At 73.1% G+C, this 16,511-nt stretch carries 16 protein-coding genes and 1 pseudogene; 4 read left to right on the top strand and 13 right to left on the bottom strand.

The features are described 5' to 3' along the window. Nucleotides 1–247: 247 nt before the first annotated feature. From ACF09C_RS06640 to ACF09C_RS06595, 10 genes are all read right to left on the bottom strand, one after another. The gene (locus tag ACF09C_RS06640; RefSeq protein WP_392089459.1) at nt 248–1,252 is read right to left on the bottom strand and encodes a sugar phosphate isomerase/epimerase family protein; all 1,005 of its coding nucleotides are present in this window, start codon (nt 1,250–1,252) and stop codon (nt 248–250) included. 13 nt (nt 1,253–1,265) lie between these two features. After that, nucleotides 1,266–2,417, bottom strand: coding sequence for a Gfo/Idh/MocA family protein (locus tag ACF09C_RS06635; RefSeq protein WP_392090253.1), 1,152 nt, complete (start codon nt 2,415–2,417; stop codon nt 1,266–1,268). A gap of 208 nt (nt 2,418–2,625) precedes the next feature. Continuing rightward, nucleotides 2,626–3,663 carry a substrate-binding domain-containing protein gene (locus tag ACF09C_RS06630; RefSeq protein WP_392089457.1) on the bottom strand — a complete coding sequence of 346 codons (1,038 nt, stop codon included), beginning with the start codon at nt 3,661–3,663 and terminating at the stop codon, nt 2,626–2,628. A gap of 58 nt (nt 3,664–3,721) precedes the next feature. Continuing rightward, nucleotides 3,722–4,732 carry an ABC transporter permease gene (locus ACF09C_RS06625; protein ID WP_392089454.1) on the bottom strand — a complete coding sequence of 337 codons (1,011 nt, stop codon included), beginning with the start codon at nt 4,730–4,732 and terminating at the stop codon, nt 3,722–3,724. Continuing rightward, complete coding sequence (locus tag ACF09C_RS06620; protein WP_392089452.1) at nt 4,729–6,219, bottom strand: sugar ABC transporter ATP-binding protein; 1,491 nt, start codon at nt 6,217–6,219, stop codon at nt 4,729–4,731. Before ACF09C_RS06620 ends, ACF09C_RS06625 begins: the two co-directional genes overlap by 4 nt. Nucleotides 6,220–6,449: 230 nt before the next feature. After that, complete coding sequence (locus ACF09C_RS06615; RefSeq protein ID WP_392089449.1) at nt 6,450–7,631, bottom strand: ROK family protein; 1,182 nt, start codon at nt 7,629–7,631, stop codon at nt 6,450–6,452. A 189-nt stretch (nt 7,632–7,820) separates the two neighbouring features. Then, nucleotides 7,821–8,465 carry a class F sortase gene (locus ACF09C_RS06610; protein WP_392090250.1) on the bottom strand — a complete coding sequence of 215 codons (645 nt, stop codon included), beginning with the start codon at nt 8,463–8,465 and terminating at the stop codon, nt 7,821–7,823. Between the two features lie 77 nt (nt 8,466–8,542). Continuing rightward, on the bottom strand, nt 8,543–9,298 hold the full coding sequence (locus ACF09C_RS06605) for a hypothetical protein (RefSeq protein ID WP_392089447.1): 756 nt from the start codon (nt 9,296–9,298) through the stop codon (nt 8,543–8,545). A gap of 247 nt (nt 9,299–9,545) precedes the next feature. Further along, nucleotides 9,546–10,223 (bottom strand): GntR family transcriptional regulator, encoded by a 678-nt coding sequence (locus ACF09C_RS06600; RefSeq protein ID WP_392089444.1) that lies wholly within the window; start codon nt 10,221–10,223, stop codon nt 9,546–9,548. 130 nt (nt 10,224–10,353) lie between these two features. Beyond that, nucleotides 10,354–11,316 carry a beta-ketoacyl-ACP synthase III gene (locus ACF09C_RS06595; protein WP_392089442.1) on the bottom strand — a complete coding sequence of 321 codons (963 nt, stop codon included), beginning with the start codon at nt 11,314–11,316 and terminating at the stop codon, nt 10,354–10,356. Nucleotides 11,317–11,457: 141 nt separating this feature from the next. On the opposite strand from ACF09C_RS06595, the pseudogene ACF09C_RS06590 reads away from it, so the two are divergent. Together ACF09C_RS06590 and fdhD are read left to right on the top strand one after the other, a co-directional pair. Then, nucleotides 11,458–11,562: pseudogene (locus tag ACF09C_RS06590) on the top strand (Fe-S-binding domain-containing protein); the annotation flags it as partial. 4 nt (nt 11,563–11,566) lie between these two features. Further along, nucleotides 11,567–12,415, top strand: a complete 849-nt coding sequence (gene fdhD / locus ACF09C_RS06585) for a formate dehydrogenase accessory sulfurtransferase FdhD (protein ID WP_392089440.1) — start codon at nt 11,567–11,569, stop codon at nt 12,413–12,415. 96 nt (nt 12,416–12,511) lie between these two features. Here the strand turns inward: fdhD and ACF09C_RS06580 are convergent, their stop codons facing one another. Next, nucleotides 12,512–13,492, bottom strand: coding sequence for a zinc-binding alcohol dehydrogenase family protein (locus ACF09C_RS06580; RefSeq protein ID WP_392089438.1), 981 nt, complete (start codon nt 13,490–13,492; stop codon nt 12,512–12,514). Between the two features lie 92 nt (nt 13,493–13,584). Here ACF09C_RS06580 and ACF09C_RS06575 point away from each other — a divergent pair, with 92 nt between their 5' ends. Further along, nucleotides 13,585–13,920: an ArsR/SmtB family transcription factor gene (locus ACF09C_RS06575; protein ID WP_392089437.1), complete on the top strand. Its 336-nt coding sequence runs from the start codon at nt 13,585–13,587 to the stop codon at nt 13,918–13,920. A gap of 9 nt (nt 13,921–13,929) precedes the next feature. Here ACF09C_RS06575 and ACF09C_RS06570 read toward each other — a convergent pair whose 3' ends face one another. Beyond that, nucleotides 13,930–14,340 (bottom strand): (2Fe-2S) ferredoxin domain-containing protein, encoded by a 411-nt coding sequence (locus ACF09C_RS06570; RefSeq protein ID WP_392089436.1) that lies wholly within the window; start codon nt 14,338–14,340, stop codon nt 13,930–13,932. Between the two features lie 141 nt (nt 14,341–14,481). Beyond that, nucleotides 14,482–15,507 carry a bile acid:sodium symporter family protein gene (locus ACF09C_RS06565; protein WP_392089434.1) on the bottom strand — a complete coding sequence of 342 codons (1,026 nt, stop codon included), beginning with the start codon at nt 15,505–15,507 and terminating at the stop codon, nt 14,482–14,484. Nucleotides 15,508–15,629: 122 nt separating this feature from the next. Here ACF09C_RS06565 and ACF09C_RS06560 point away from each other — a divergent pair, with 122 nt between their 5' ends. Further along, on the top strand, nt 15,630–16,496 hold the full coding sequence (locus tag ACF09C_RS06560) for a LysR substrate-binding domain-containing protein (RefSeq protein ID WP_392089431.1): 867 nt from the start codon (nt 15,630–15,632) through the stop codon (nt 16,494–16,496). Nucleotides 16,497–16,511 lie beyond the last annotated feature (15 nt).

Here is a 16,511-nt window from a genome sequence, read left to right as displayed (position 1 = left end):
GGTGTCCGGGGACCGGCGCGCGCCGTCACGCTGGTCGCAACCTTCAGGCGTTCACAGTTACGTCATGTACACATCAGGGACGGTAGCGGGGTTCGTCCGGGCCGGAAAGCCCTTGCGCACTGCTCCCGTCGAACTTTTCACCGCGACAGGACAAAGCCGGGTGAGGGCAGGGCGGGGCCACCCGGGTGACGTCGCCGCCACCCGGGCTCCCAGCTGCGTACGAAGGCGGTCCTCCGTCGGACAGGCCCTAGTCGCGGCCGCCGAAGGCCGCGTCGAAGGAGGCCGAGGGCGGGTCGAAGTCGAAGCGCTTGAGGTGGGCAAGCGCTTCCGGAGCGCCGGTGAGCCGGTCCATCCCGGCGTCCTCCCACTCCACCGAGACGGGCCCCGCGTAGCCGATCGAGCGGAGCATCCGGAAGACGTCCTCCCACGGCACGTCACCGTGCCCGGCCGAGACGAAGTCCCAGCCGCGCCGGGGATCGCCCCACGGCAGGTGCGAGCCGAGCCTCCCGTTGCGTCCGTCGAGCCGCTTGCGCGCCTCCTTGCAGTCCACGTGGTAGATCCGGTCGCGGAAGTCCCAGAGGAAGCCGACCGGGTCCAGGTCCTGCCAGACGAAGTGGCTCGGGTCGAAGTTCAGCCCGAAGGCCGGCCGCCGGTCCACCGCGTCGAGGGCCCGCTGGGTGGTCCAGTAGTCGTACGCGATCTCGCTCGGATGGACCTCGTGCGCGAAACGCACGCCCTCCGCGTCGAACACGTCCAGGATCGGGTTCCAGCGCTCCGCGAAGTCCTCGTAGCCGCGCTCGATCATGCGCTCGGGGACCGGCGGGAACATCGCCACCAGGTGCCAGATCGACGAGCCGGTGAAGCCGATGACGGTGTCGACGCCGAGCGCGGCGGCGGCCCGGGCGGTGTCGGCCAGTTCGCGCGCCGCCCGCCGCCGTACGCCCTCCGGCTCCCCGTCGCCCCAGATCCGGGCCGGCACGATCGCCTGGTGGCGCTCGTCGATGGGGTGGTCGCAGACCGCCTGGCCCACCAGATGGTTGGAGATCGCCCAGCACTTCAGGCCGTACTTCTCGAGCAGGGCGTGGCGGCCCTCGACGTACGACGGGTCGGCGAGGGCCTTGTCGACCTCGAAGTGGTCTCCCCAACAGGCGAGTTCGAGACCGTCGTAGCCGAAGTCGCGGGCGAGCCGGCAGACCTCCTCGAGCGGCAGGTCGGCCCACTGGCCGGTGAACAGGGTGAAGGGACGGGTCACGGTCGACGGCCTCCTAGACCTGGACGGGGGTGTAGACGGCGTTCTTCTCGGCGCTCTCCTCCACGGCGGCGAGCACCCGCTGCACCTGGAGCCCGTCGGCGAAGGACGGGGCCGGGCCGGCCCCGTTCGCGACGGCGAGGACCAGGTCGCGGGCCTGGTGGACGAAGGTGTGCTCGTAGCCGAGGGCATGACCGGGGGGCCACCAGCCCTCCAGGTAGGGGTGGTCGGGCTCGGTCACCAGGATCCGGCGGAAGCCCGCGGCGACGGCCGGCTCGGTGTGGTCGTGGAACGAGAGCTCGTTGAGCCGCTCCAGGTCGAAGGCGAGCGAGCCCTTCTCGCCGTTGAGCTCGATCCGCAGCGCGTTCTTCCGCCCCGCGGCCATCCGGGTCGCCTCGAAGGAGGCGAGCGCACCGGACGCGAGCCGCCCGGTGAACAGCGCCGCGTCGTCCACCGTCACCGCCCCGTACCCCGCTCCCCCGGCGGCGCCGGAGAGCCCGGCCGACACGCCCGCGAGCAGCGGCCGTTCCCGTACGAAGGTCTCGGTGAGCGCCGAGACCCCGACCAGGAGCTCCCCCGCGAGGTACTGGGCGAGGTCGACAGCGTGCGCACCGAGGTCGCCGAGCGCCCCGGACCCGGCGTGCGCCCGCTCCAGGCGCCAGGTCAGCGGGAAGGCGGGGTCGACGAGCCAGTCCTGCAGATACGTGACCCGCACGTGCCGCAGCGCGCCGAGCCGGCCCTCGGCGACGAGCCGACGGGCGTACGCGAGGGCCGGTACCCGCCGGTAGTTGAAGCCGACCATGGCGACCTGGCCGCGGGCGGCCGCCGCCTCGGCGGCGGCGACCATGGCCGCGGCCTCGGCGACGGAGTTGGCGAGCGGCTTCTCGCACAGGACGTGCTTGCCCGCCTCCAGGGCGGCGACGGCGATCTCGGCGTGGCTGTCGCCCGGGGTGCAGACGTCCACGAGCTGGACGTCGTCCCGGGCGACCAGGGCGCGCCAGTCGGTCTCGGCGGCGGCCCAGCCGTGCTTGTCCGCCGCCGCCCGCACGGCGGCCCGGTCCCGGCCGGCGACAGCGGCGAGGACGGGCCGCAGCGGCAGGTCGAAGACGCGCCCCGCGGTGCGCCACGCCTGGGAGTGGGCGGCGCCCATGAAGGCGTAGCCGACCATGCCGATGCCGAGCGTCGGCGTGAGCGCCGAGGCCGACGTCGACTCCGGCGCCGAAGCCGAAGCCGTCGCCGTCGCCGATGCCGATGCCGATGCCGACGACAATGACGCGACGGCCTCGTCGCCTTCGCTCTCCCGCTGTTCCATAGGGTTCCTCCTCGTCGGTTGCACGGTGGGGGGTGCCGGGCTCGGGCCGACGGCCCGGGCCCGCTCAGCTGAAGCCGGTGGGCAGGTACTCGTCGACGTTCTCCTTGGTCACGACGGCCGAGTAGAGGGTGAGGGAGGCCGGGATCTCCAGCTCGGACAGGCCGCCGACACCCTTCTTCTGGCCCAGCGCACGCGCCAGGTCGATCGCGGAGGCGGCCATCGTCGGCGGGTAGAGGACGGTGGCCTTGAGCACCCCGTCGTCGGCCTTGATGGCGTCCATCGCGGACTTGGCGCCCGCGCCGCCCACCATCAGGAAGTCCTTGCGGCCGGCCTGCGCGATGGCCCGTAGCGCGCCCACGCCCTGGTCGTCGTCGTGGTTCCAGAGGGCATCGAACCTGGGCTGCGCCTGCAGGAGTTGGGCCATCTTGGCCTGGCCGGACTCGACGGTGAAGTCGGCCGCCTGGCGGGCCACCTTGCGGATGTTGGGGTAGTTCTTGAGGGCGTCGTCGAAGCCCTGGGTGCGCTGCTTGGTCAGCTCGAGGCTGTCCATGCCCGCGAGTTCGATCACCGTGGCGTTCGGCTTGTCCTTGAGCTGCTCGCCGATGTAGCGGCCGGCGTTGAGCCCCATGCCGTAGTTGTCTCCGCCGATCCAGCAGCGGTAGGCCTGCGGCGAGGCGAAGATCCGGTCCAGGTTGATGACGGGGATGCCGGCCTTCATGGCCTGGAGGCCGACCTGCGTGAGCGCCTTGCCGTCGGCGGGCAGGATGACGAGGACGTCGACCTTCTTGTTGATCAGGGTCTGGATCTGGCCGATCTGCACGGCCGTGTCGTTGGAGCCCTCGGTGATCTCCAGGGTCACCTCGGAGTACTTCTTCGCCCGGTCCTTGGCGTTCTGGTTGATGGCGTTGAGCCAGCCGTGGTCGGCCTGGGGGCCGGCGAAGCCGATCGTGACGGGGGTGCCGGGCTTGTCGTCGGCGGCGGGCGCGTTGCTCGCGGCCGGGGCCTGGGCCTTGGGCTCGTTGCTGGTGCAGGCGGTGAGGAGGGCTCCGGCGGAGACGGCTGCGGTGCCGAACAGCAGTCCTCTGCGGCTGGTTTCTGGCATGGCGATGGTTCCCTTCGGGGGGTGAGGGAGAGATGTGCCGGGTAGCGGGGGGCGGGGGTCAGGTGGCTTCGCCGTGGCGGGCGGTGCGGTGCTGGACCAGGACGGCGGCGACGATGATCGCGCCCTTGGCGATCTGCTGGACGTCGCTCTGCAGGTTGTTGAGCGCGAAGATGTTGGTGATCGTGGTGAAGACGAGCACGCCGAGGACGGAGCCGACGATGGTGCCCCGGCCGCCGCTGAGGAGGGTGCCGCCGATGATCGCGGCGGCGATGGCGTCGAGTTCGTACAGGTTGCCGTTGGTGTTCTGTCCTGAGCCGGAGAGGATGATCAGCAGGAAGGCCGCGATGCCGCAGCACAGGCCGGAGAGCAGATAGAGGTAGAGGCGCTGGCGGCGGACGTCGATGCCGGCGAGGCGGGCGGCCTCCGCGTTGCCGCCGACGGCGACGGTGCGGCGGCCGAAGGTGGTCCGGTTGAGGACCAGCCACCCGAGCACGGTGACGGCGGCGAAGACCAGGACGAGCGGCGGGATCCCCAGGATGTAGGCGTCCGGGATGCCGAGGTCCAGGACCGAGTCGACGGTGACGATCTGGGTGCGGCCGTCGGTGATCTGCAGGGCGAGGCCTCGGGCCGAGGCGAGCATGGCGAGGGTCGCGATGAACGGGACCATCCCGCCGTACGCGACGAGCAGACCGTTCACCAACCCGCACCCGACCCCCACCACGACGGCCGTGAAGAGGATGCCGGCGAATCCGTACTCCTGGGTCGCCAGCGTCGTCGCCCACACGGAGGCGAGGGCGACGATCGCACCGACCGAGAGGTCGATGCCGCCGCTGGTGATGACGAAGGTCATGCCGACGGTGACGACCCCGATCACGGAGGCCTGGGTGAGCACGAGTTGGAGGTTGGAGACGGCCAGGAACTCGTCGGGGCGGGTGAGTCCGCCGACCGCGACCAGTACGGCGAGGACGCCGAGCAGGGAGAGGTTGCGGACATCGGCCCGCAGACCGAGCGGGCGCCGGGCGCCGTCCTGCGCGGACGCCTCGGCGGTCTTGGCGGTGGACAGCGTCATGAGCGGGGGCTCCCTTCCATCACGAGGTCGAGTACGCGGTGTTCGTCGAGTTCCCGGGCGGGTGCCGTGTGGACGACCCGGCCCTCCCTGAGCACCAGGACGCGATCGGCGAGGCCGAGGACCTCGGGCACCTCGCTCGACACCAGGAGGACGGCGAGGCCGTCGTCGGCGAGGCGGCGGATGACGGCGTACAGCTCGGCGCGGGCGCCGACGTCGACGCCGCGGGTCGGCTCGTCCAGGAGCAGGACGCGGCAGCCGCGCAGCAGCCAGCGGGCGAGGACGGCCTTCTGCTGGTTGCCGCCGGAGAGAGTACGGACCGGGACGTCGGGGTTCTCCGGGCGGAGCGACAGCTCCCGGGTGGCGGCCCGGGCGGCCTCGCGTTCGCCGGTGCGGTCGATCCAGCCGGCGCGCGCGAAGCGGGCGAGCGTGGAGACCGAGACGTTGCGGGTGACGGACTCCAGCATCAGCAGGCCCTGGGCCTTGCGTTCCTCGGGGGCCAGGCCGAGTCCGGCGCGCACGGCGGCGCGGACGCTGCCGGGGCGCAGAGCCCTGCCGTCGACGAGGACCCGGCCTGCGCCGGCCTTCCGGGCGCCGTAGATCGTCTCCAGGATCTCGGAGCGTCCTGATCCGACGAGCCCGGCGAGTCCGACGATCTCCCCGGGCCGCAGTTCGAGGTCGACGGGTTCGAACTCGCCTTCCCTGGCGAGCCCTTGGACCTGGAGCACCGGCGCGGCGAGCGGCGGTTCGGCGGGACGCGGCGGGAAGACGTACTCGACGTTCCGGCCGGTCATCAGGGAAACGATGTCACGCGTCGGAGTCGAGGCGGCGGGCAGCCCGCCGGCGACGGCGCGGCCGTCCTTGAGCACGGTGACCCGGTCGCCGATGCGGCGGATCTCCTCCAGGCGGTGGGAGATGTAGACGACGGCGACCCCGGCGGCCGTGAGGTCGGCGACGATACGGAAGAGATTGTCGACCTCGTCGGGGTCGAGGGCTGCGGACGGCTCGTCCATGACGATCAGCCGGACGTCGTGGGAGAGGGCCCGGGCCATCGACACGATCTGCTGCTGGGCTGCGGAGAGTTCGCCGACCCGGCGGGCCGGGTCGATCTCGGGGTGTCCGAGCCTCTTCAGGAGGGCGGCCGTGGCGGTGCGGGCGGCGCGGCCCCGGACGATGAATCCCGCGCTGGTGGGTTCGTGGCCGAGGTGGACGTTCTCGGCGACGGAGAGCCCTTCGACCAGGTCGAGTTCCTGGTAGATGGTGGCGATACCGAGCCGCATGGCGGCGATCGGGGAGCGGAGCTGGACGGGTTCGCCGCGCCAGGTGATCCGGCCGCCGTCCGGCTGGTGGGCGCCTGCGAGGACCTTGATGAGGGTGGACTTCCCGGCGCCGTTCTGCCCGAGGAGGCAGTGCACCTCGCCGGGGGCGACCTCCAGGTCGACGCCGTCGAGGGCGCGGACACCGGGGAAGGACTTGGTGATGGCGGACATGGTGAGCAGGGGTGGGGGCGCCTGGGGCGCTTGGGGCTCTTGAGGCATGGGTGGGGTCCCCTCGGCGGATGCGGGTGTGCGCCTGAGCGGGTGCTGACTGCGGTGGTACGGGCGGGGTGGGCGGGTGCGGGTGCGGTCCAGGTGCGGGTGAGCACTGGCGGGTACGGGCGAGTGCGGGCGGGGGCCGGTTGGGGGAAGAGGCCGCCGGTTGCGCAGGGCCGCCGGGGCGGCTACGCCGGGGAGAAGAGGTGGTCGCTGATGAGGCGGGCCGCGCCGATGACGCCGGCGGTCTGGCCCAACTCGCCGAGGACGATGGGAAGGTTGCCGGTGGCCAGCGGGAGGGACTGGCGGTAGACCTGGGTGCGGACACTGGCGAGGAGGTTGTGACCGAGGCCGGTGACCCCGCCGCCGATCACCACCAGACCGGGATTGAAGAAGCTGACGAGTCCGGCGATGACCTGCCCGACCCGGTTGCCGCCCTCACGGATGAGGGCGAGCGAGGTGGCGTCCCCCGCGGCGGCCGCCGCGGCGACGTCGACGGCGGTGAGGGCGCCGGCCGCCGCGAGGCGTACGGCGAGCTCCTCGGAGCGGCCCGCGCGCGCCGCGTCCTCGGCGTCCCGGGCCAGGGCGGCGCCGCTGAAGTGGGCTTCCAGGCAGCCCTTGTTGCCGCACGCGCAGGCGCGGCCGTCCGGTTCCACCTGGATGTGCCCGATGTCGCCCGCGCTGCCCGTCGTACCGCGGTACACGTCTCCGCCGACGACGATGCCGCAGCCGATGCCGGTACCGATCTTGACGCAGAGGAAGTCGCCGACCGAGCGGGCGACGCCCGCGTGCTGCTCGCCCATGGCCATGAGGTTCACGTCGTTGTCGACCATGACCGGGCAGCCGAGTTCCTGGCTGAGGGCCTCCCGTACGGGGAAGCCGTCCCAGCCGGGCATGATCGGCGGCGCGACCGGGATGCCCTCGGGGAAGCGGACCGGGCCGGGGACGCCGACACCGGCGCCGTCGAACCCTTCGGCGAGCCCGGAGGCGCGCAGCTTGGCCGCCATGGCGAGGGCCTGCTCGAAGACGGCGACGGGGCCCTCGCGGACGTCCATCGGGTGGTTGAGATGTCCGAGCACCTCCAACTCGGCGTTGGTGACGGCCACGTCGACGGACGTGGCGCCGATGTCGACGCCGAGGAAGCGGAGTTCGGGGGCGAGCCGGATGTTGTGCGAACGGCGGCCGCCGCGCGAGGCGGCGAGGCCGTCCGCGACGACGAGGCCGGTGTCGAGGAGCCGGTCCACCTCGACGGCGAGCCTGGAGCGGGACAGGTCGATCTGATCGCCCAGCTGCGCGCGGGAGTTGGGGCCTCCGTCGCGCAACAGGCGCAGCAGTCGCGCCTGGTGCGCGTTGGCGGGTCGTGCGGTCATGCGTCTCACGCGCCCCTCCCCTAGCCGGTCGGCGAAGCCCTTCGGTCGGCTCTCCGCCGGGCTTTCGAGGGGAACGTAGCAGTGGTGTCCGGGGCTGGGAAGAAGTCGCGCACGGATCCGTGCAGACTTTTTCCCGATGGAGGACAAAGAGCGCGCAGCGGCCGTGGACCGGTCGGGCGCGGTGAACGGTCAGCGCACCTCGACCAGGCGGGCGGAGACGACGACGTTGCCGTCGTACCCGCGCTGCCGCGAAAAGCCGCCGCCGCAGGTGATGACCCGCAGCTCGGGGTACGGGCCCGCCCGGTAGATCCGCTCGGCCGGGAAGCCGTCCTTGGGGACGACCTCGGTGCCGTACACGGAGAAGACGGCGGTTCTGCCGTCCTGCCGGACGATCTCGACCCGGTGTCCCTTGGCCAATGCGCCGAGTTCGTAGAAGACGGCCCGTCCGTCCGGGCTGTCCACATGGCCGACGAGGACCGCCGTGCCCTTCTCCCCCGGGGTGACGGCCCCGGTGAACCAGCCGACCCGGTTCGTCTCGTGCGCGGGCGGGGTGTCGATCCAGCCCTCGGCGTCGAGGCCGACCGGGGTGACGGGCGCGTCGATACGGACGGCGGGCACACGGACCCGGGCGGGCCGGGAGGCGGGCATGGGATCGGGAGCACTCGGGGGCGCGAGCGCGGCGTGGACGGGCGCCGCCGCGGTCGGCGGCTGCGGAGGGCCTGCGGTCACCCACCCTTGCGTGCCGCCCCGCACGAGGTGGACGCCGACGAGCAGGACGACGATGACGACGCCCCACGCGCCGCGCCTGGACGGCCCGTTCGACCCGTGCACGATGTGCGCTCCCGGTTCCCGCTGTACGCGATGGCGCTCCTCCGCCCCGGACCTCGTCACCCCGGAGCGGAGAAGCTGATTCAGGCGCGGTCGCCGGCCCGGCGGTGGCGCCGTGCCAGCAGGACGCCGCCCGCGCCGAGCGCGCCTGCGATCAGTACGCCGCCCATGACGGCCTCGGGGGCGCCCATCGCGTCGGCGCCGCCGCCGAAGCCCGCCTTGACGCCCTTGTGGGCGCCGGTGTCCGTGGTGGTTCTGGTTCCGCCGTCCTGGCCGCCCGTCTCGTGACCGCCCGTCGCGTCGCCGACGATGGTGATGGGGGTGGTGCCCTTCTCGCCCTTGCAGTCGAAGGTGACCTGGTACTCGGCGCCGGCCTTGGCCTCGACGTCGACGGTCGCGGTGCCCGAGTGGCCTTCCTTGAGCGTGACGGTGTCGAAGATCCCGGAAGTGACGGTCACCGAGCCGACCTCGCAGCCGTCGGACGTGAGCGTGACCGTGCCGCCGGGGGCGACCGTCGCGGGCGAGACGGAGAAGCCGAAGGAGGTGATGTCGTGTCCGGTGCCCTCTCCGGTGGGGGCACCGCCGACGGCACCGCCGCCGACCGCACCGTCACCCGCAGCGCCGCCGACCGCCCCGCCGCCGACCGCACCGTCGCCCGCGCCACCGTCGGCCGTACCGCCGCCGCCGACCGCACCGCCGCCGTCTGCCGTACCGGCGCTGCCGTCGCTCGACGGGACGTCGATCCATGCCACGTCGTCCAGCGCCCCGGCCGTAGGCGCGGCCAGGCAGAGGGCGGTGATGGCGAGCAGGGCCGTTGCGGCACCGCGTATCGCGCGCATGGCTGAGCGCTCCTCCCGATCACGCGAGGGTGCGCGGCGGACGGTTCCGCGTGCGGTACGAGACGACCCTCGACCCGTCCGAAGCTAGGACGGGCCCGGGGCCCTCGCCACCGGGCTCCGCCGAACGGGGGAAGGACACAACGCCCACGGCCCGAACGGCCCTTGACCGTTGGCCCCAGCCCCAGCCGTACCCATAGCCATATCCATAGCCATAGCCATAGCGGCAGCCATGCCCGCGGCCGCCCGCTCAGCCCTGGCTGTACTCCCGGTAAGTCGCCCGGGTGTGCTCGGTGTGGGCACACATGACGGTCGTCGCGCGGGTCTCGTCGCGGGCCGCGATCGCCGCGATCAGCTGCCGGTGCTCCTGCCAGGACTGCTCGCCGCGCTGCCGGGCGACCGGCGTGTAGTACCAGCGGACGCGGCGGTCGACCTGGCCGGCCAGCTCGGAGAGCACGACGTTCCCCGCCATCTCCATGACCTTGGCGTGGAAGGCCGCGTTCGTCGCCACCGCCAGGTCGACGTCGTCGTCCGCCACAGCCTGCTCGCCCCGGGCGCAGAGCTCCTCCAGGGCGGCGATCCCGGCCGAGCCGGAGTTCGCGGCGACGAGCCGCGCGGCCTCCGCCTCGAGGAGCGTACGGACGGAGAGCAGCTGGTCGCCCTCCTCGTCGGTCGGCTCGTGGACGAAGGCGCCCTGCGCGGGCCGCAGGTCGACCCAGCCCTCGGTGTTCAGCCGCTGGAGCGCCTCGCGCACGGGCTGGCGGAAGACACCGAGGTGGCCGGCGAGTTCGCTCTCGACCAGGTGTTGACCGGGGCGCAGGGCGCGGGTCGTGATCAGTTCCAGCAGCGCTTCGTAGACCCGGTCGCGCAGCGGCCCCGGCCGCTCCAGCCGGGGCACGGCCCCTTGCGGCAGTCCTGCGGACACCATCGCGGCCCCCGCGTGCGCCGTGGGCGATCACCAGGGATTGGCCATCGTCCATGGTCTACCGACGCACATGTCCGGGCATGCGGCCGCTCCGTGATCTCGGCCGAAACAACCCCACGGCAGCCAGGGTGAGTTACGGGACCCGGACGACCTGTCCCGCGTACGAGAGGTTGCCGCCGAAGCCGAAGAGCAGGGTCGGCGCCCCGGACGGGAGCTCCCCGCGCTCGACGAGCTTGGCGAGGGCCAGCGGGATGGAGGCGGCCGAGGTGTTGCCGGACTCGATCACGTCCCGGGCCACCACCGCGTTGACCGCGCCGATCTTGGCGGCGAGCGGCTCGATGATCCGCAGGTTGGCCTGGTGCAGCACGACCCCGGCCAGGTCCTCAGGCGCGAGCCCGGAACGCTCGCAGGCCTGGCGGGCGAGGGCGGGCAGCTGCTGGGTGGCCCAGCGGTAGACGGACTGGCCCTCCTGCGCGAAGCGCGGCGGGGTGCCCTCGATCCGCACGGCGTGCCCCATCTCGGGGACGGAGCCCCACAGCACCGGGCCGATACCGGGCGCGGCGCCTCGCGCGGCCTCGTCCTCCCCCGTCGCCTCGACGATCGCCGCGCCCGCACCGTCACCGACGAGGACGCAGGTCGTACGGTCCGTCCAGTCGGTGACCTCGGTCATCTTGTCGGCGCCGATGACCAGGGCGCGGCGGGCGCCGCCCGCCCGGATCGCGTGGTCGGCGGTGGCGAGGGCGTGCGTGAAGCCCGCGCAGACCACGTTGAGGTCCATGGTGGCGGGCGAGCCCATGCCGAGCCTGGCGGCGACACGGGCGGCGGTGTTGGGCGAGCGGTCGATCGCCGTGGAGGTGGCGACAAGGACCAGGTCGATGTCGGAGGCGCCGAGGCCGGCGGTGGCGAGCGCCTTGCCGGCGGCGTGCGCGGCCAGCTCGTCGACCGGCTCGTCGGGTCCGGCCATGTGGCGGGTCCTGATGCCTACCCGGCTGCTGATCCACTCGTCGCTGGTGTCGACGAGCTCGGCCAGGTCGCCGTTGGTGAGCACCTTGGCGGGCTGGTAATGCCCGAGCGCGGCGATACGAGTGCCCGTCATGCCCGGGACCCCCTTGGGTTCAAGTGGAAGCAGGACCTCCCATCCTGACCAGCGACTGGTGGGTAACCAGGCACGTAAACCACCAAGATTCGCCCGTAGGTGTTGGGAGACCGTGACAACGGACGTTCCGCGCCCCTCGTGGACGACCTCGTCGAGGTCACCTCAGCGCACGACAACCCGGTGACCCATGGCAACCTCTGTATCAAGGGCCGTTTCGGCTTCCAGCACGTACAGAATCGGGTGTAACCACATGGGACGGGTCACCGAACGACGGCGCGTCATCCGGATCCGGGGCGCGGCCGTCAACGAGCGCCCGGACACGCTGGTGGCCGAGGAGCCGCTGGAGATCCGGCTGAACGGCCGGCCGCTGGCGATCACGATGCGCACACCCGGCGACGACTTCGCGCTCGCGGCCGGGTTCCTGGTCAGCGAGGGTGTGCTCGGCGCCGCCTCGGACGTGCGGAACATCGTGTACTGCGCGGGGGCCAAGGACGACGGGACGAACACGTACAACGTGGTGGACGTCCAGCTGGCGCCCGACGTGCCCGTCCCGGACATCACGCTTGAGCGGAACGTGTACACGACGTCGTCCTGCGGGCTGTGCGGCAAGGCCAGCCTGGACGCGGTGCGCACCACGGCCCGTTTCCCGATCGCCGACGCGCCCCCGGTCCGGCTGACGCCCGAGTTCCTGGCCGGGCTCCCCGACCGGCTGAGGGCTGCCCAGCGGGTCTTCGACAGGACCGGGGGGCTGCACGCGGCGGCGCTGTTCTCGGAGGACGGCGAGCTGCTGGACGTGCGGGAGGACGTGGGCCGGCACAACGCGGTGGACAAGCTGGTCGGCCGGGCCCTGAGCGACGGACGCCTTCCGCTGTCCCGGGCGGTCCTGCTGGTCTCCGGGCGGGCCTCGTTCGAGTTGGCGCAGAAGGCCGTGATGGCGGGCATCCCGGTGCTCGCGGCGGTGTCGGCGCCGTCCTCGCTGGCCGTGGACCTGGCGGCGGAGACAGGCCTCACGCTGGTGGGCTTCCTGCGCGGGCAGGACATGAACGTGTACGCGGGCGAGCACCGGATCGCCCTCGGGGCCGCGGCCGCGCACGGCTGACCGGGCGCCGCCCGCCGCACGGGTCGGGCCATCGGCCGGCGGGGAGCGCCCCCTGCGCCGGCCGGTCCCGCACACTCCCGCCGCGGTCGGCTTCCGTCAGTTTCCCCCGGCGACCGTGAGCAGCAGCTTCCCGGTGCTCGCCCGGGCGCCCATCAGCCGGTGCGCCTCGGCGGCTTCCGCGAGCGGGAACTCGGCGGTGACCGGCAGGGTGACCGTGCCGTCGGCGACGGTCGCGAACGCCCGCTCGGCCAGGGCGCGCAGTTCGGCCGGGGCGGTCTGCGCGAGCGAGAGGATCGAGAAGCCGCCGACGGTCAGACCGGTCGGGTACAGCTCGGGCTGCCCGACCCGCCACGGCTCCGCCGAACCGGCGTTGCCGAAGGAGACCAGGCGGCCGAAGACCGCGAGCGAGGCGAGGGCGGCACGGAAGGTGTCGCCGCCGACCGGGTCGAGGGCCAGGTCGACGCCGCGTCCACCGGTCGCGTCCCGGACGGCCTTCTCGAACGCGCCGACGAAGACCTCGTCGTAGCCGTGGGCGAGCGCGTGGTCGGCCTTGGCCTCGGAGGAGACCACGCCGTAGACCGCGCCCGCGCCGGCCGCCTTCGCGAGCTGGCCGACCACGGTGCCGATGCCGCCGGCCGCGCCCTGGACGAGGATGCTCTCGCCGGGCCGGATCCGGCCCACGGTGTGGACGAGGGCGTACGCCGTGGGCAGCACCGTGGGCAGGGTGGCGGCGGTCCGCAGGTCGATGCCGGCGGGGAGCGGGAACACGGTGGTGGCGTCGGCGAGGACCACCTCCGCGTACGCCCCGCCCTCCGTCAGAGCGGTCACCTGCTCGCCCACGCTCAGACCTGTGACGCCCGCGCCGAGCGCCCGGATCCGCCCCGAGGCCTCCAGGCCGGGGCGGTACGGCAGGGCGGGGACCCGGTAGCCCTCGGCGCGCGCCTTGAGGTCGGCGAAGTTCACGCCGGCGTGGGCGACGTCGATGCTCACCTGCCCGGGGCCCGGCTCGGGCAGGGCGGCCTCCACGGTACGCAGGACCTCGGGACCGCCGGTCTGCTCGAACTCGATCGCGCGCATGCCACACCCCTGGCTCGACTGTTCAACGAAAAGCGAACAGTCGCGAGTGTATGGTTTTCATCGAACAGTCGGCAAGTGAAAGGGAGCCGAGCATGCCTCAGCGCGCCACCGGTCACCGGGCGGCCCCCGAGCACACCCACCCCGACGAGGTCCCGGTCGAGACCGCCCTCGCCGCACTCGCCGATCCCGTACGCCTCACTCTCGTACGGGAGTTGGCGACCTCGGCCGAATGGTCACGGAGCTGCGGCAGCTTCGACGTACCGGTCGGAAAGGCGGCCCTCAGCCACCACTTCTCCGTCCTGCGCGGGGCAGGCCTCGTCGAACAACGCGACGAGGGCCCCCGCCGCGTCAACCGCCTCCGCCACCCGGAGTTCGAGGCCCGCTTCCCGGGGCTGCTCGCGCTGGTACTGCGCGGTGACCCGAGCTAGTGCCGCACGTCAGCGGCGGCGGCCGGTCGGGGTGGGTGCCGGGGTGGGTGGGTCGATCATCTGGAGGGTGAGGGTGGGTGGGGGGTCGGCGAGGCCGGGGCCGCCCGCTGCTGTCCAGGCCAGGATGTCGTCCAGGCAGTCCTCGTCGGTGACGAACGCGATCCAGGCGGCGCGCCCGCCTCTGCGGCGCCCCTCGGTGGAGGGCTGGACGACGACGATGTTGGCCTGGGCACAGGGGCCGAGGCAGTCGCTGGTGCGGACGGACAGCCGGCCCCCGGACTCGGCGGCCGCGTGGCGCAGCCGGGCCAGCTGGCCTGCGTGGTCGACGCCCGGGTTCTTGCCCGCGTCGCCGCAGCAGCAGCCGCGGCAGACCACCAGGGAGCAGGGACGGGCTCCGTACCGTATCGGGACCGGGGTCACGCGGGACCGTCCAGGGGGTGGGAGGCGAGGCCTGAGGTGGGGCCGGGGGCTGGTGCGGGCATGGAGGCAACGGTAGCGGGGCCGTTGATCTTGACCAGGGGGCGGGGCTTGAATCCGCCCCTCCCGATGCCTGGCGGGCGCTCAGGCCCGGTTCGCGGCGGCCATCGGCCGTGCCTCCGCCTCCGCGCCCCCCTCCGGGTCCCGGGCGCGGCGCTCGGCGATCACCACGCAGACCATCAGCTGCATCTGGTGGAAGAGCATCAGTGGCAGGACCGCCATCGCTGCCTGCGGCCCGAACAGCACGCTCGCCATCGGCAGCCCCGCCGCCAGGCTCTTCTTCGAGCCGGCGAACTGGATCGCGATCCGGTCCCCCCGGTCGAAGCCGAGCCGCCGCGCGCCGAACCAGGTCAGCGAGAGCATCGCGGCGAGCAGCACCGCCTCGACCACGAGCAGCAGCCCGAGCCGCGCCGGCGTGACCTGGTGCCAGATCCCGGCGGTCATGCCATGGCTGAAGGCCGTGTAGACGACGAGCAGGATCGACCCCCGGTCGACGTAGCCCAGCACCTTCTTGTTCCGCAGCACGAATCCGCCGACCCAGCGCCGCAGCAGCTGGCCCGCCAGGAAGGGAACGAGCAGCTGGAGCACGATCTGCGTCACCGAGTCGGCGTTGAAGCCGCCCGCCGTGGAGCCGAGGAGCAGCGCCGCGAGCAGCGGGGTGAGCACGACCCCGGCGAGCGAGGAGAAGGAGCCCGCACAGATCGCGGCCGGGACGTTGCCCCGGGCGATCGAGGTGAAGGCGATCGAGGACTGGACAGTGGACGGCACCAGGCAGAGGAAGAGCAGGCCGCTGTAGAGCGGGGGCGTGAGAACGGCCGGTACCAGACCCTTGGCCGCGAGCCCGAGCAGCGGGAAGACGACGAACGTGGCCGCGAGGACCGTGACGTGGAGCCGCCAGTGCCGGACGCCGTCCAGCGCCTCGCGGGTGGAGAGGCGGGCCCCGTAGAGGAAGAAGAGGAGCGCGATGGCGGCCGTCGAGGCGCCGTCGGCGACCGTCGCGGCGCCACCGGACGCGGGCAGCAGGGCCGCCAGGCCCACGGTGCCGAGGATCGCCAGGATGTACGGGTCGATCGGCAGCCAGGACGGCAGGAGGGTCGTACGGCGGCTCATGTGCTCCGGCTCCACAGCTTCGGACAGAAGATCGTGCCTCCCCATCCTGCTCCCCGCGGCGGCGATCGGGAATCCCGTACAGCGCTCTGACTGTCATCACGGAACGCGATAACCTGGCTCCTGTGTACGATCCGGCCCAGCTCCGCACCTTCCTCGCGGTCGCCGAGACCCTGAGTTTCACGCGGGCCGCCCGTCGGCTCGGCGTCCGCCAGTCGACCGTGAGCCAGCACGTGCGCCGGCTTGAGGACGCCACCGGGCGTCCGCTCTTCACCCGTGACACCCACAGCGTGGAGTTGACGCAGGACGGCGAGGCGATGCTCGGCTTCGCCCGGACGATCCTCGGCGCCCACGAGCGGGCCGCCGCGTTCTTCACCGGGACCCGGCTGCGCGGGCGGCTGCGCTTCGGCGCCTCGGAGGACTTCGTGGTCACCCGGCTGCCGGAGATCCTTGAGTCCTTCCGGCGCGAGCACCCCGAGGTGGACCTGGAGCTGACGGTCGAGCTGTCCGGGACGCTGAACACCCGCCTGGAGGCGGGGCGGCTCGATCTGATCCTGGCGAAGCGGCGCGCCGAGGAGAGCGGGGGCGAGCTGGTCTGGCGGGACGCGCTGATCTGGATCGGTGCGCCGCGGCTGCGGCTCGACCCGGATCGGCCGGTGCCGCTCATCGTCTTCCCGCCGCCGGGCATCACCCGGGCCCGGGCGCTGGAAGCCCTGGAGGCGCAGGGCCGCGCGTGGCGGATCGCCTGCACGAGCTCCAGCCTGAGCGCCAACATCGCGGCGGCCCGCGCCGGCCTCGGGGTGATGGCGCACACCCGCGGCCTTGTGCCGCCCGGCCTGACGCGGGTGCCCGCGCGGGCGGGGCTGCCGGACCTGGGCGACGTCGACTTCGTACTGCGGACGGGCCGGCGGCCCGGCTCGGCCCAGGAGGCGGCCGACGCGCTGGCCGCCGCGATCCTGGCGGGCGGCGTCCGCCTGCACCGCCCGGACTGACAGCCCGGGCCGACC

The sequence above is a fragment of the Streptomyces sp. NPDC014870 genome, assembly GCF_043081505.1.
Lineage (GTDB): Bacteria > Actinomycetota > Actinomycetes > Streptomycetales > Streptomycetaceae > Streptomyces.
The sequence above is the reverse complement of the archived record's forward strand: the minus strand, read 5'-3'. Positions and strand labels throughout refer to the sequence as shown.